The organism is Chryseobacterium sp. GTID13, assembly GCF_056172655.1.
This window is the reverse complement of sequence record NZ_JAOCMB010000005.1, coordinates 302,340-318,107: the sequence shown is the minus strand read 5'-3', so window position 1 is coordinate 318,107 and position 15,768 is coordinate 302,340. Positions and strand designations below refer to the sequence as shown.

12 protein-coding genes and 1 pseudogene are annotated in these 15,768 nt (G+C 35.6%); 10 read left to right on the top strand and 3 right to left on the bottom strand.

Features of this window, described 5'->3' with window-relative positions; translation table 11 throughout:
• The first annotated feature begins 43 nt into the window (after positions 1 to 43).
• Together N4G44_RS07410 and N4G44_RS07405 are read left to right on the top strand one after the other, a co-directional pair.
• Positions 44 to 502 carry a hypothetical protein gene (locus tag N4G44_RS07410; protein WP_474925617.1) on the top strand — a complete coding sequence of 153 codons (459 nt, stop codon included), beginning with the start codon at positions 44 to 46 and terminating at the stop codon, positions 500 to 502.
• Between the two features lie 131 nt (positions 503 to 633).
• Complete coding sequence (locus N4G44_RS07405; protein ID WP_474925615.1) at positions 634 to 951, top strand: helix-turn-helix domain-containing protein; 318 nt, start codon at positions 634 to 636, stop codon at positions 949 to 951.
• A gap of 69 nt (positions 952 to 1,020) precedes the next feature.
• Here the strand turns inward: N4G44_RS07405 and N4G44_RS07400 are convergent.
• From N4G44_RS07400 to N4G44_RS07390, 3 genes and pseudogenes are all read right to left on the bottom strand, one after another.
• A pseudogene (locus N4G44_RS07400) lies at positions 1,021 to 1,994 on the bottom strand (glycoside hydrolase family 43 protein).
• Positions 1,995 to 2,147: 153 nt separating this feature from the next.
• Entirely contained in the window at positions 2,148 to 2,786 is a 639-nt protein-coding gene (locus tag N4G44_RS07395; protein ID WP_474925612.1) for a hypothetical protein, read from the bottom strand.
• Positions 2,783 to 4,456 carry a glycosyl hydrolase 115 family protein gene (locus N4G44_RS07390; RefSeq protein WP_474925610.1) on the bottom strand — a complete coding sequence of 558 codons (1,674 nt, stop codon included), beginning with the start codon at positions 4,454 to 4,456 and terminating at the stop codon, positions 2,783 to 2,785. The genes N4G44_RS07395 and N4G44_RS07390 overlap by 4 nt, the downstream gene beginning before the upstream one ends.
• A 1,236-nt stretch (positions 4,457 to 5,692) precedes the next feature.
• Between N4G44_RS07390 and N4G44_RS07385 the strand changes: the two genes are divergently transcribed.
• From N4G44_RS07385 to N4G44_RS07350, 8 genes are all read left to right on the top strand, one after another.
• Positions 5,693 to 6,532 (top strand): hypothetical protein, encoded by an 840-nt coding sequence (locus N4G44_RS07385; RefSeq protein ID WP_474925608.1) that lies wholly within the window; start codon positions 5,693 to 5,695, stop codon positions 6,530 to 6,532.
• Positions 6,533 to 6,834: 302 nt separating this feature from the next.
• The gene (locus N4G44_RS07380) at positions 6,835 to 7,800 is read left to right on the top strand and encodes a tetratricopeptide repeat protein (RefSeq protein WP_474925606.1); all 966 of its coding nucleotides are present in this window, start codon (positions 6,835 to 6,837) and stop codon (positions 7,798 to 7,800) included.
• A gap of 283 nt (positions 7,801 to 8,083) precedes the next feature.
• Positions 8,084 to 8,281 carry a helix-turn-helix transcriptional regulator gene (locus N4G44_RS07375; protein ID WP_474925605.1) on the top strand — a complete coding sequence of 66 codons (198 nt, stop codon included), beginning with the start codon at positions 8,084 to 8,086 and terminating at the stop codon, positions 8,279 to 8,281.
• A gap of 474 nt (positions 8,282 to 8,755) precedes the next feature.
• A complete protein-coding gene (locus N4G44_RS07370; protein WP_474925603.1) occupies positions 8,756 to 9,718 on the top strand; it encodes a hypothetical protein in 963 nt (320 codons plus the stop codon).
• Between the two features lie 11 nt (positions 9,719 to 9,729).
• On the top strand, positions 9,730 to 10,155 hold the full coding sequence (locus N4G44_RS07365; protein WP_474925601.1) for a transposase: 426 nt from the start codon (positions 9,730 to 9,732) through the stop codon (positions 10,153 to 10,155).
• 563 nt (positions 10,156 to 10,718) lie between these two features.
• A complete protein-coding gene (locus N4G44_RS07360) occupies positions 10,719 to 12,740 on the top strand; it encodes a hypothetical protein (RefSeq protein WP_474925599.1) in 2,022 nt (673 codons plus the stop codon).
• Between the two features lie 77 nt (positions 12,741 to 12,817).
• Positions 12,818 to 13,600 (top strand): DEAD/DEAH box helicase, encoded by a 783-nt coding sequence (locus N4G44_RS07355; protein ID WP_474925597.1) that lies wholly within the window; start codon positions 12,818 to 12,820, stop codon positions 13,598 to 13,600.
• 817 nt (positions 13,601 to 14,417) lie between these two features.
• Complete coding sequence (locus tag N4G44_RS07350; RefSeq protein WP_474925595.1) at positions 14,418 to 15,716, top strand: T9SS type A sorting domain-containing protein; 1,299 nt, start codon at positions 14,418 to 14,420, stop codon at positions 15,714 to 15,716.
• Positions 15,717 to 15,768: the final 52 nt, after the last annotated feature.

Below are 15,768 nucleotides of genomic sequence, written 5' to 3'. Positions count from 1 at the left end.
AATAAATTTCGTAATTTATCAATTAGAAAAGTGGGAAGAAAACATGAATCCGATAATGAACATAAAAAGCATATCTGAGATCAGCAGATTTGTGCAGCAAGGCGGCGTTAAACACCCGTTAGTAGCTATTATAGACTTCAGCAAAGTCGATGAATATATTGAACCAGGCACAAGAATAACCTGCGATTTTTACTCTATCATGTTTAAAAATTACTGTGCTAACAATATGAAGTATGGCAGGCAACAATATGATTTCCAGGAAGGAAGTTTAATTTGCATTGCGCCTAAGCAAGTGGTTGAATTGGATAGTGAAATAGAAAAACGGGAAGACATGATGGGTTGGGGATTATTTTTTCATCCTGATCTGATAAGGGGTACAACGTTAGATACTAAAATGAAAGACTACTCTTTTTTTCTTATGAGGCTTCCGAAGCTCTTCATTTATCAGAAAAAGAGAAACAAAATCTTTTCGACTGCATTCAAAAAATACAAAGTGAATTAGAGGAGAATATTGATACTCATAGCCAAAACCTGATTGTATCTAATATAGAGGTATTACTCAATTATTGCTCCAGGTATTACGGGCGACAATTTATAACTCGTAAAAATTCAAATCGGGACATTGTATCGCAAGTGGAACGTGCTTTACAGGAGTATTTTAATTCTGAAGTCCTCAAGGAAAAAGGATTGCCGTCGGTAAATTATTTGGCTGGCAAAGTAAATCTGTCGCCCAATTATTTGAGTGATCTGTTAAAGAAAGAAACCGGCATGAATGCCAAGGACCAAATACATCATTACCTGATCGAAGAAGCTAAAAGTATTCTGCTGGGTAGTAGCAAGAGTATAAATGAAATAGCTTACGAACTAGGTTTTGAATATCCTCAGTACTTTAGTAAATTGTTCAAGAAAAAGACTGGGAATACTCCTCAGGAATACAGAAATATGAATTAATAAATCCGGAAATTAACTATAATCATAACATTTGCCGACCTAAAACAGATCAGCAAATGTTATGTTATTCTAATATTTAATTACCTGCTCGGTCCAGGTCGGGCCATTGATATAGAACATTCCATTTTTATAATGTACAGGTTCAATTCCCATTTGCGGACCCAGCTCCCAAGGCTCAAATGTTTGACTGTAAGGATAAGGTCGCTTATCGTACATAAAATAATGGCAGGAATTCCATAGATTTCCATCAGGTCCGATGAATAATGCGTTGTGTCCCGTTTCCTGGTAAGGATCTTCAGTGTCCGTAAATTCAAGATTTTCATAGCCTCCTTCTGCGGCCATCTGTTGTCTATAGCCCTTTTTGCGGGTTCCGAAAATAGGTTCCTGAGAAGCAAGCTCCCAAGGTCCTAATGGATTTTTTGATTTTAATAATGCAACTTCATAACCACGGGTCCAGGTTGAAAAAAACATAAAATAAGTTCCTTCTTTTTTATTACGAAAGGGCCTTCGATACCTCCCTGCATCCAGTCTGGCCAGCCAGGTTGCTTTTTGTCCAAAAATTTAACCAACGGTGTTGTTAGCTTTCCGGTTTTTAAATCAATTTTAGCCTGAAAAAGTCCATTACCGCTGCAATAAAAATAGATCTGTCCGTCTTCATCTTCAAACAATGTCGCATCATTGTTGTACTGCGGTGTAAGTGGTCCATTTACGAGCTTATAAGGTCCTGTTACTTTGTCCGAAGAAAATAACCAGACATTGTGAGTGCCCATACCCTTAGGATCTTCATTGGTGACCTTTCCGCTATTAACAGTCAGCCAAAATTTCCCCTGGATAAAATGGATCTCCGGTGCCCAGAATCTTCCGTTATAAGGAGTGTCTTTGGGTAACTTTTTAGCATCGATCAAAAAAGAATGTTGCTTCCAGTTGACCAGATCTTTTGAAACCAATAGTCGCACCCCGGGATTGGGGCCGGTCCAAACAGGATTGGAAGTTCCTACGCAATACCATGTATCATCAACTTTGATAATAAAATGGTCACGCATCGAAATAGCAGAATCTCTGGTAATGGGATTGATATAGCGAAATTCTTTCTTTGCCGAAGTTTTGTGGTTTTCAACTTGAGCGGCTACGCTACTGATCGTAACGGTGAGTAATAAAAATGCCAGAATACTTTTAAACATCTTCATAATTATAGTTTATCGGTTATAAGGACTTTCATCCATTTTCAAATAGGTTTCTTCATAACCTCCATGATCAATTACGACTTTATGTAAAACAATTCCCGGATCTAAAGGTTCCAGGGTTAAAATGTAATTACCATTCTGATTGGCAGGAAGCGTTAAGGTTTCTACTTTTTCTATAATTCTTGCCGCTGCCGCCGGATACATTTTGGAATAATTATTTTCCCATGTCAAATCCTGATTGATACCGATTGTCTTCGAATTGTTCCTGTCAAAATACACTTTAATACTTTGACCTCCCTTTTTGAATGGCAATGTAGAATCAAAAAAGAAATGGACTTTTACCTCTGAAGAGTTAGCTTTTAATTTAAATTGATATGTTATTGCTGAACCATCTGTTTTTTCGGTGTAAGGCATTAATGCAATCCCGGAAAGCGTTCTTCCCAAATCAGGAATGATTGTCCACTTAGTTTTTGTTGCTGCTTTTGTTTCATAGAAATGTTCAGCTTCCATAGCGACTACGCCATTTTTCTCTTCAAAAATATAACCTCCCGTTTTGGATTCTTCAGAAGTGATTCTGTAGACCGTAGGTTTGATGTTTCCTTCTCGCGGTTCATCCCATGATTTATAACCAATGTGCGTCTGGTCCATCATATGCTTCCACTTCCCCCAGAAATATTTGAGTGATAATCTTGAGTATATACTGCATCCCTGGCAAAACACTCATCTGCGTAATCTGCCCAATAATTGGCTTTCATATCTTTTTCACGGGCCAGCTTGTGGTTCATTGCAACGGCATAATACATGTCATAGAGATTGGCCATTGCACGCACGGGATGTAAAACCAATTGTTTATAAGTGTCTTTATAGACATCATCTAATTCCATAAATTGTCTTAAAGCCCGTGTTTCCAGAGCTAAATATGCATCTCTTACCTGTAAAAATTCACCGCTTTGAAGGTTATAGGTTTTTTCGTTTAACATTTCTGCAGTGATTCGTGCATTGTATTTACAATAGAGATTAATAATTTCTGCCGCCTCTCTTGCCTGTGTCTTCCCGAAATGTTCTTCCGAGAATTTCAAAGAATAATTTTCGAGGTTATCCTGTGTGAAAGACGTTGGATTCCAGGCCATATTGAGGAAGAAATCCATCGGATATTCGTTCGGTTTCAAATCTCCGACATTAAGAATCCAGATCTTATCAACACCGTAACTGTAAGTAAGCCGTAACTGTTCCCACATATGAGGAATCTGCGTCATATTCAGCCATTGATAGGCTCTTGGCGCTCCATGTAAGTCAACATGGTAATACATTCCATAACCACCAGGATGTTTTTTTGAATGTAACTCGGGAAGTCTTCTTACATTTCCCCAGTTGTCATCACAAAGCAAAATAATGACATCATCCGGAACTTTCATTCCCTGGTCATAATATTCCAGTACTTCACTATATAAAGCCCACATTTGAGGTGTATTCTTCAAAGGTTTTTGAGTTACTTTTTCAATGATTTTTCTCTGATCGTGCATTATCTGCTCCAGCTGTTTGAAGTTGGCTTCTGCACTTCCCAAATCGCTCATCGGCTCGTCTCCGTCGCCACGCATTCCCATGGTCACGAGATTATCAAAATTTACATTACGACGGAATCCATCTTCCCAGAATTTCAAAAGTGCTTCTTTGTTGGTATGGTAATTCCATTCTCCGTTTCCATATTCTTTACGATGATTACCCCACTCTTTTTGTGCACGCATCATCGGTTCATGGTGTGAGGTGCCCATTACGATTCCGTATTCATCAGCGACTTTTGGATTGAGCTCGTCATCTTCATTAAAAGCTTTACCCCACATGGCAGGCCACAGATAATTTGCTCTAAGACGAAGCAAAAGTTCAAACAAATGTGCATACATTTTGCTGTTGATTCCTCCGAATTTTGTCCTTGCCCAGGTTCCGAAAGCTGGTTCTTCGTCGTTGATAAATATTCCTCTGTATTTAACTTTGGGCTCTCCTGAAGCATAATAACCCGGTAATACATAGGCATTGTTTCGCTTTTTAATAGGAACATCATTCCACCAGTGCCAGGGCGATACACCAAGTTGCCTTGATAATTCATAAATTCCGAAAATTGTTCCTCTTTTATCACTGCCTGCAATCACTAATTGCTTTTGATTGGCTTTAGGATTATCAATGACAGTGATCACAAAACTTTCCCACTTGCCTTTTAAATCTTTTGTCTTGAGTTTTTTAGAATATACCAGTTGATCTATAGTTCTGCTAACCCCTAGAGTCCCAACAATAATTTCAAAATCAATCATATTGCTATTAGTCACAACAGCTGGTTTTACTCCAGTAACATTTTCAATATCATTTTGCAAATCTCCAATTGCACGAATTACTTGTTTCAGCTCTCCCACATCATACCGAATAGAACTAGCTTTTTCATCACTCACTATAGGAAAAATACCAGCATCATTTTTATTCTCTGTTATAATATCAACTGATAGTCCTTTTGCCTGTTGTGCTATTCCAATATTTGGAATACATAAAAATGAAATAAGGAGCGTGTATATACACTTGGATAACAGTTTAGTTTTATTTTTCACTGGCTTAGTCTTTAGTAATTCATATCAGCGGCTTAATGAAATATATGGTTTGAGTCTAGCAATATTTCACAATTACTTTCCGATCATATTGTTGGTTAAACTTATACTTCATTATTTATAAGTGTTAAAACAACACTTATAAGGCTAAGGTAATAATTTTTATCGAATTACAATCGATTGCAGTAGTAATCTTCTTTAATGCAAGAACACAACAAGCTTTATAATAAACAATAAATGATTTAAATTCTCCTTCAAAGAAAAAGAAACGTCCAAATATTATGCAATCGATTTCATTTTACATTTTTAAGATATGATGTTTCTACATACGTTTTTCATGATTACATTTATTTTTCAAAGCATATCTATTCAAAGTGCTGAACTGAGGAAATGCCCCCACTCTGTTCGCGGCTATGAGAGCATGGTATTACGACACCGATCTGTTATCCTAATTTGGTATAGTGTCATATCCCTTATCTGTTTAATTGAAACTGAACCTCTGAATTTATATGCCAATAAAAGGAAAGAAAAAACAATAAATAAATATCATGATTATCAGATTTTTATAAACCCGTGATACATCTGTGATATGTGTTTATTTTGATCACAATAGCGAAAAACGTTGCTTTACCTATTATTCCTCTATCCTATTCTCTTTTTAAATAATGACCATATCTCAATCATAAAATTTAGCTATTAAATTCAATAGCACACTTTTGAACTTATGATTACTGCTACAATCAGATTATACCCCTTATAAAACATACATAAATGAAAAAACACATTATTTTTTTGGGTCTGTTAATGACCGGCACATCTGCCATTTCACAAGTAGGAATATACACTGAACTTCCTAATGCGACATTAGACGTAGCTGCTAGGCCAACCGATTTAACAAAAGCGGATGGTATAATTGCCCCTAAACTTAAAGGTTCGGAACTTAAAGCAAAAGATAATCTTTACAATATGCTACAAGCTGGGGCTCTCGTTTACATATCTGAGCCTTTAGCAGCTGCTGTAACCTCTTCCAAAACAACGAATGTAACCTCCACTGGCTATTTCTTTTTCAATGGGAACATATGGCAAAAAATAGAGGGTTCAACAGGTTTAGAGCCTTGGAATGTTGCCGGTACCACAACGCCGGCAAGTGTAAATTCACAGGATATTTATCAAATGGGAAGAGTCTTTGTAGGGAAAAATTCCGGACAGTCTTCCTTAGACATTTCCGGATCCTTTAGATCAGGCGACCTTCATAGTGGAAGTGTTGGTACTTATTCTTCAATTTTGGGAGGAAATACCAATCAAGCGACAGCTGTCAACAGTATTATACTTGGTGGTGTTGGCAACATCGCATCTGGAGCTAATGCAGTTGCAGGAGGAAACAACTCGCAATCCTCCGGATATGCGTCATTCTCATTCGGAAGTGATGTTGTAGCAAATGCGTCCAAACAATTTACTGTCGGATACTTCAACGCCTTTACGGATGGTACCACCAATAATGATGTATTAACCGATGCTCTCTTTCAAGTAGGAAACGGTGGCGGACCAGTAAACAGAAGAAATGCCTTTACGATTCTCAAAAACGGAAACATTTCCATTGGAGGTCATTCAGTGAAGCCTTTAATATCATTAGAAATAAATGGCACTGACGGTGTAAAAGTACCTATTGGCACAACAGTACAACGTCCGATCTCACCTGCATTTGGAACTTTACGCTACAACAGTACTATTGGTCGTGGAGAAATGTATGTAAACGATGTGAATGGTGATGGTACTCAAGGTGACGCGGGATGGCAACCTTTGTAAGCCACAACTGCCATATTCGGAAATAAAAAACCAAACCATTTCTTATTTTTTGGAATATAACATTCAAACGATTTGAAGTAGCCATCCTGGTGAACGTCTTAAAAAAAATATGAGTTTTTTATTAGGCTGAATAATTTGAAAAATAATAAATCCCGTTCAATCTGAAGAACGGGATTTATTACAGGTCGGTAATTTCTTTAAATAAAATGGGAAATTTCATAGGCAGTTGACTAAACTACACTCATATTGATATTACTGACAAAATTTTTAATTACTAATTTTACTACAAAATACCTATGGAAATGAAAAAAATTATACTGCTCTCGACATTCTTCAATAAATTTTCATTGCTTGTAATTACTTTATGTGTTTTTTTACCAGTAACTGCTCAGAAATTTGATAGAGCTGATCAAGAAAGGATATGGAATCAACTTTGGAACACAAGTAACCAGTTGTTAAATGATGGTAAGTTTGACGAACTTATTAAACTGAATCAAAAACTAATTGAGGAATGCAAAAAAAATAATTACGATATAGTAATAGCATTAGGTTATTATAATATAGGTAATGCTTTGTCTTTGCTGGGAAAAAATAAAGAAAGTCTGCAATATTTAGACAGAGCACAAGTGGAAAATAAGAGATTAAGGAATCAGGAGTTAACAAGTCTCATATTCGCAGTATATGGTGATAATTACCTACAATTGGAACAGTATGCAGCTGCAATTAACTATTATCAAAAGACTATAGCAGCTGCTAAGTTAATGCTCAGGAGAGATCGGCAAGGTTATTTGATTAATTATGTCTATGGAAATCTTGCCCAGATATACGAGTCAACCAAAAAAATTGATTCTGCCTATTATTATAGGAAGCAGGCAATGAAAATACAGGATGACCCTTTTAATACTTTATCCTTAGCTAATTTTTTTATTGAGTACAAGAAAAATAATGATTCTGCAAAATATTATTTGACAAGAGCACAGAACAAATGGGGGAAAGATGAAAGTATTTATCTTGTTGAAATCTATTCCATTAATGAATACTGGGGTAAGTACTATGAGCAAAACGGTGATTTAGAAAAAAGTAAAAATTTTTACAGCAAATCACTTGCGCTTGCTTATAAGGTAAATATTGCGAGCAACATTATGAATGCCTATGAACATTTGTATTCAATATCACAAAAAAGTAAAGACCTTGAAAAAGCAAACTATTATTTGTTAAAGTATACGAAAATTAAAGACAGCATCAATCTTCAGCAAAAAAATCTCTAGATGTTTCCGTTCAACATTTTCTAAATAAACAACAAGGTGAGTATAAAAGAACCAAAATTACTTTTATTTTAATAGTGATAGCAATTATAGTTTTTACGGCTATGATGGCGTATCTATTTTATACGCGTTTTAAAAAGAAAAAATTATTAATTAATCAAAAAGAAATTTTTATTAATGAACTTCAGGATAATGGTCAAAAAGAACTTATTGAACTTGCAAAAAAAATGCTCCAGAGTTTTTAACAAAATTCAAAACTACCTATCCCGGGCTTTATAATAAATTATTGGAAATACAGCCCAACTTAGTAAGTTCCGAACTTATCTTTTGTGCTTATTTAAAATTGAATTTCCCAACCAAAGAAATTGCTACCTATCTTTTTATTACTCCAAGAGCAGTGCAAATTAGGAAAAATCGACTTCGTAAAAAATTAAACATTCCTTCTGACGAAGACATCTATATATGGATTAATAGCCTGGCATAGTTTCCTAATTCATAATCTTAATCTTTTCACAAATTATATTTGAGAGTGGTAGCTCTTTGCGTAAAAAATAATCTTTTCCCAAACTTAAATTTTAAGCCATTAACAAATATAAAAAAATAAAACACTGATTAAAAGATAGTTATAATGTAGAGATATATTTGTGATATCTGTTTTTTGGTTGCGTTCCCCAAAAGTCACTTGCTTTGTCCTATCAAAAATCCTGAAGAGGAATAAAAAACATGAAGGCCTTCTTTTTCTAATTAAAACACAAATTCTTTATAACAACAAACTAAAAACAATTGCTATGAAACAAACCATAAATCATATACCTCAGACTTAAGATGTAGAAAAGACATAGGCTTTAATTGATAACAAAAGACTGTTTAAAATTTTTCTAAGCTATTATCCTTTCACAACGCTACCCTCTTTGAACACAAATAAATGAACAATAAAAACACTTTAAACCCTAAAACAATGAAAAAAATATTACAAACTCTGGTCATTATAATGATGACTATAAAACTTACAGCGCAGGTTGGTATCAATACACCAACACCACATGCAACATTGGATGTTAAAGCATCGCCAACCAACACAAGTAAAATAGACGGATTTATCCCTCCCAATCTGACAGGCAACGAACTAAAGACAAAAGATGCGCTGTATGGGTCCGATCAGTTGGGTACTATTATTTATGCTACCGCTGCGGCATCTCCCGTTACCACTAAAACAGCCAATGTTACAGGACCCGGGTATTATTACTTTAATGGCACTGTTTGGGTAAAACTAAACCCAACCGTGCCGACAATTACAGCTGATAACGGACTTACTAAAACGGGAGACAATATTAGATTAGGTGGAAATTTATTACAGCCTACAACAATTGGAACCTCTTCAATTAATAATTTAAAAATTACCGGCCTCACCGGTGCTTTATCAAGTGATAATCTTATTATGGTCGCGGCAGATGGCACAATAAGACAAGGTATGATACAGCAGCAATTCATTCCTGCTCTTTCTACAGTGGCATTAAAAACAGCTATTACTGGTCCCTATGCACAGTTTTCAGAAACAAATGTCACTTTTAATTCAGTACCAAAAATAAATTCATCACTGCTTACCTATAATTCAACTACAGGTATTTTTACGATTCAACAAGCCGGTTATTATCAGGTATCAGTATACCTGCTATTTGACAATAGTACTAATCCAAATGGCCAAACAAATGGTACCGCCGCAACAAGAATATATAAAAATGGAAATGTAGTAGGCGGCAGTATTTCCGGGCATAGTGACCGAACTGATTACATTTACCATAATGCTACTACTACCTCTTATTTTAATACTGGAGATCAATTAAGAATTACCGGCTCCTTCACACAAATCTATCGGTTTGGCGTAGGAAGTAATATTTCCATTGTAAACATGGGAAATTAAAATGAAGAAATTTGGATTTTAAACAAATACATATAGGACAATTAATTAACCATCAGGTTACAGAGCGTGGCATAAAAATATCCCGCATCTGTAATTTTCTTAAAAAAGATGAAGATGAAATAGATAAAATGTATGCATCCCAAAGTCTGGATACTGAAATATTGCTTCGCTGGTGCAAACTTTTAGAATATGACTTTTTCAGACTATATTCTCAGCATCTGATTTTATATGCACCTGAGAGGAATAGATATAACAAAAATACCGATGAAAAGAAAAAGGCACTGCCCCGATTTCGTAAGAATATTTACACAAAAGAGATCATCGATTTTATATTAGAACAGATTAATTCTAACGAATTATCGGTTAAACAGGCAATGGAAAGATATCGTATACCTAAGACCACTTTATACAAGTGGCTAGATAAGTATAATAACTGATAAACTTCATTTTATTAAAACTTTATATTTATGTCAGTTTGGCTGCTTCTATAAGCAATATTAATATTCCGAATAGTTAGCAGCCAAGTTTTTTGATAAAGCTAAAAGCCTAAGCAAGTTATCATTCAAAACACTAATTTTCTTATGACTTCAGCAAAAGATAAAAACCCGAATTATTTGCAAATTTACATTGATATTATCGAAAAAAATTCCCACATAAAAGGAACGATTGTGTGCATTATTTAAATAAAGAAGAACTTTCTTTTTTTGATGTTTTGGAACTTAACAAAAAAATATTCGGAACTACAGACAAACAGGCTCAAATAATTAACCAAAAACATAGAGCATATAAGCGTTCAGATATTCTTAAAATATTGGATTACCAGAAAAAAATGCCATGAATAATACACAACTTGCTCTTCGTTTCAATTTGAGCAGAAATACAGTGTCTAAGTGGCGAAAATATTTTTTGTTTTAAATGTGTCTTCAGATTAAATAATCTAGCATGGGTGAAATAAAATTTAATTAATAAATTAGATGCAATAATTATTTAATACAAGAAGTTGAAACAAGAGGACATATTAAAGTTTTGGAGAGATGTAGAGATTTTTGATTTGCCTGACTTTAAAAAGGATGCTGTATTGCTGAAAAAGGAAGATCCGCTACCCTGGCTAACAGAAAACAGACCCGAAAAGAAAAATTACTATTGGCGTTACACCATCTTATTTGGTAAGATTGATAAAAAATCCATTCTTCATCACCTAAACCAATTTTTAATAAATGAAACTATTAATGATTGGGAAGAACCCGTTACCGGCTTTTCTTGCCTTGCAGGACTTATTCTAGACCAAAACGGGAAACCTCAATACAACAGCTACGTAACAGCAAGCTATACTTTAGGTATTAAAACACTTGAACAAGGTAAAAGCCTGGCGAGTATAGAAGAGGTTATACGGGAAGCAGAAGAAGATTATTATGACCGTTATAATTTTTCCTCAATAGATGCTACTGATAACGACGAAAAACCTATGGGCGAAAGTGTTCAATGGGCACATTTAGAAAATGAAATAAGCTATCTCAAAGATCTGTGCAACTGGTGGAAAAGCGAGATTAACGTATACATTATAGAAGAGCAAGTACCAACTAGCAGCGAGCCAAATCCAGCTTTTTTAAACAGTTTTTATTTAAACGATTTGAACTATTTATGTAACCTTGAAAACGATAAGCTGGGGATCGCTCTCCAATCCTATTTAAAGCTAAAGCCCAGTAAAGACGAAAGAAAAGATCTGATACACCACAAAGAATATTTGTTTGAAAGTATAAACCCTCGGTTACTCACAGCTGGGAGATGGCCTTCTAAGATTAATCACGGCCTATACACTGCACAAGCCGGAGCTGTAAATACCATTTTTGCTAACCGAAGAAAACATGATGGCTTACAAGGTGTTAATGGCCCACCCGGGACAGGGAAAACAACCTTACTCTTGGATGTAATAGCGGAAATCATTGTTGAAAGGGCACGGATCATCTCGGATGTAGGTTGCCGTGCCATGTTTGGCAGAGGTGACAGAGTTGTAGAAGAATCTGGTTATTCACGTTATACCTATCCTCTTAACGATAAGATAGGAAGTAATTTTGGTATAGTTGTAGCCAGTAACAACAATGCGGCTGTAGAAAATATTAGTAAAGAGCTTCCTTTAAAAAGTAAGATTGATACCGAAAACTTTAAAGAAGCAGATTACTTCTCGGCTTTTTCGCAAAATTTAATAGCGGAAGAAAGCTGGGGTGTTTTAGCTGCCGCATTGGGTAATGCCAAAAACAGAAATACCTTTAGAAAAGCCTTTTGGGAACCGGAAAAAAATTCAGATTATGTAGGCTTTAAAGACTTTTTGTATAGTATTTATAAAGATCCTGAAAACGATACAACTGCAGATTATGAGGAAGACTTTAATAAGACTAATACCTATTTCAAAAGCCTTTTACATGAGTTTGCCACTTTTAAAGAACATGCCTCTCGTTTTCATGAAGAACTGCCCAATTATTTACAAAATAAAAATAAAAAACAGGAGATCATAATTCTTCAAAAGGAAATCCAGGATGCATTACTTGTGCAAGCCGACGAAAAGCGTAACATTCTGGAAAAAGAGAACACCTTAAAGGTAGAAACGGAAAATTTGCAGCATGTATTGAATTTGCATGCAAAACGAAGACCAGCATTTTTCTTCTTCCAAAAATTATTTTCTACGACTGCTTTTAAAAGATGGGATGCGGATGCAGAGCATCTTATAAGCGAGTTGAAACATTCCACCACTTCACTAAAAGAAATACAACGAAGAATATGGGCAATTAATAACGAAACGAGCATACTAAATGCCAGGTATCAACTTAACGCTGATTTGTTAACCGAACTGGAAGTATTTTTTATTAATTATGAAAAGCTACGCGATGTATTAATCGAAAAGTACGAGATAAAAGTAGGTAATATTTTTAATGTCGATTTTCTGCAGAAAAATATCGAAGAAATTCAACTCCTAAATCCGTATCATTCACCCAAAATAGCTAAGCTTCGAAGCGAAATTTTTTAGCAGCTATAAGGTTACATCGGGATGTTATTTTAGCCAATGCTAAGAGCATTAGAAACAATCTGGCCTCTTTTTTTGATATGATTTTAGGTTTTGCACATATAAAAGGTGAACTTGCTCAAAACCTTTGGAATACTTTCTTTTTATGTGTACCGGTAATATCTACCACTTTAGCATCAGCCAGCAGACTATTTCCCAGTACCGGCAAAAATCAGATTGGTTGGTTGCTTATTGATGAGGCAGGCCAGGCTACACCACAGTCAGCAGCAGGACTTATACACCGCTCATCCAGGTGCATTATCGTTGGCGATCCGCTTCAGGTAGAGCCGGTTGTAACAATACCTGAAAAACTAATCAGCAAGCTTAGAAATGAGCATAATGTTGATGTTGTTTGGTCACCTTTTGCTACATCAGTACAGCAATTGGCAGACAGAATATCAAATGAAGGCTCCTATATGCAGATAGACGGTTCTGATGAGAAAATATGGACTGGGTTTCCATTAAGAACCCATAGGAGGTGTGATGATCCTATGTTTAGTATAGCTAATCAGATAGCTTATAATAATCAAATGGTTAAAGCTGTGGCACAAAATTCAGCAGAAACATTTATTGGCGGCTCTACCTGGTTCCACGTTGAATGTATGTCTACCCCGATTCATAAGCATGTTATTGTTGAGGAAATTGATCTGCTGAAAGAAAAAGTGGAAATGCTCTTGCAACAAGGTTACTCTGAAAGTATCTATATCATCTCACCCTTTAAATCGGTTGCAGATTATTGTACAGCACAGTTTAGGGGACTTAAACAGGTTTCCTGTGGAACTATCCACCGTTTTCAGGGTAAGGAAGCTAATATTGTTTTTTAGTACTTGGTAGCAACCCCACATCTTCTGGCGCAAGAAAATGGGCGAGCCAAAAGCCCAACATGCTTAATGTAGCTTTAACCAGAGCTAAAAAAGAATTTATGTTATTGGAAATAGAAACTTATGGCAAATGTGTAACTACTTTAATGATATGGCAACCGCATTACCCTATAAAGAACAGTTTAGGCAATGATTAACTGAAAAAGATTGATGAATAACGCCTCCTCTGTTCCAATAAGTCTCAGCAGATGCTGGATTTACTACGTTTATCTCGATATTCTGTATGGCATATTCCCAAGCTGTTATTTTGGTAAGTTCGATACGATAAACTTTACTTGCAAAGTAATTAACATTAATGGATGCCATGTAAAATGCGAAAGACACTAATCAATCCGATTAGTGTCTTCTTATTTGTGTCAAACAGAGTCTTCATCTTTGAACAGCTTTTTCCACCGTGCTATCGTATTTCTGCTTAACTTAAAATTTCTAGAAAACTCAGAATTATTGATCTCCTTTTCTTTTTGATACTTCAGTATTTTTAAAATTGTATTTTTGTTATAAGCTCTGTACTTCTGATTGGGATCATTAAATAACGCTTTGTGATTTCCAAAATATACATTTCTGCATTAGTTTTCCGAATCATATTCTTCATTAAATTGATGTTAGAGCGTCCTCTTAATATCAAAATGATGGACCTTAAGTGATAAAACAGACTTTTAAATTTAATGGATTTTTAAAAAGAAATTCGTAATTTCTCACCTACCGGGTTCCATAAAACAATATAATCTTCGCAATTTTGAATTACTAAAATTTCCTAACTATGAAAAAAGTTTACATGCTTTCAGCCTCTTTGTTTTTAAGCAGTCTGAATGCCCAAAGCAATCTAAGGGTTCTCACTGGATGGGGAACAAGACTTTATGACATTAACAATAAAGGGAATGCTGTACATTCCGGAGGCTATTATAGCTATACCACAGACGCAAGTACACCTATAGAACCCATTGCCAATGCGACAAACCGGCTGAATAACACAGAAAATATAGCAGGCAGTATGCCACTTACAGCTGCAGATGGTTCTGATCTGAGCCAGGCAGCTTACCGTAAAAACGGGACCTGGACTGCTATAGGCTATTTCCCGGGAGATGTACCGGGAAACAGCTGGTTTGGAGATGCAAAAGGAATTTCAGCAAACAGTGTGTATGTAACCGGGCAAATGACTTCAGGTAATGCTGGGAGCAGTTACCCATTTATTTATAATACTGAAACTAATACGCTCACCAAACTAACTGGCGACCTACTATACACTAACGGACGCGGAGCGGATGTCAACGATAATGGAATCGTAGCAGGCTGGATAGACCGGGAAGATATTTTCGGAGCCGGAACATTTCGGGTGCCGGCCTATTTTGATCAGAATGGAGGAGCGCATTATATTGATTTCAGCAACCCTGAATACGGAGAAGCCAATGATGTGAATAATGCCGGTCAGGTCGTTGGTTACAAAGGCAGTAAAGCTTTTATTTATAATATTAGTGACAATGTATATCAAGCCTTTGATGCTCCGGCAGGATATACCGATGCTGTATTTGTATCAGTGTCAGAAAATGGTACTGCTGTAGGATATTGCGGAATGATCGGAGACAGGGAAGTAATTATTTATCACCCTTCTTTAGGTGCAAGTCCCATATTACTTACTGATTTTTTAACTTCTCAAAATGTTCCTATTACTACGTTCGATACAAAACTTGGAACGGGTATGGGAATATCGCCGGACGGTAAATATATTTGTGGATTCGACAATACCATTCCTCCCATATTTGCTGCAGGATGGATCGTTAAATTAGACAATTCGATACTTTCAGCAACCGATATTAAGAATGATAATTTCAGGTTTAATATTTATCCGAACCCTGTAAAGGATATTCTCAATATTTCGAGTGAAAAAACTATAAAAATAATATCCGTATATGATGTAACCGGTAAAATACTGATAAAAGATCAGGCAATTCATAAAATGAAAGCAGAAATTGACTTGTCTGTACTGAATACGGGTGTATACCTTGGTAGTGCAATCTTGGATGATAGTACTATTAAAACATTTAAGATCATAAAAAAATAAACAGACAGCTTCGGAAACAGAAAGCTAGTGGCTTTCCGTTTAACAATAGAAT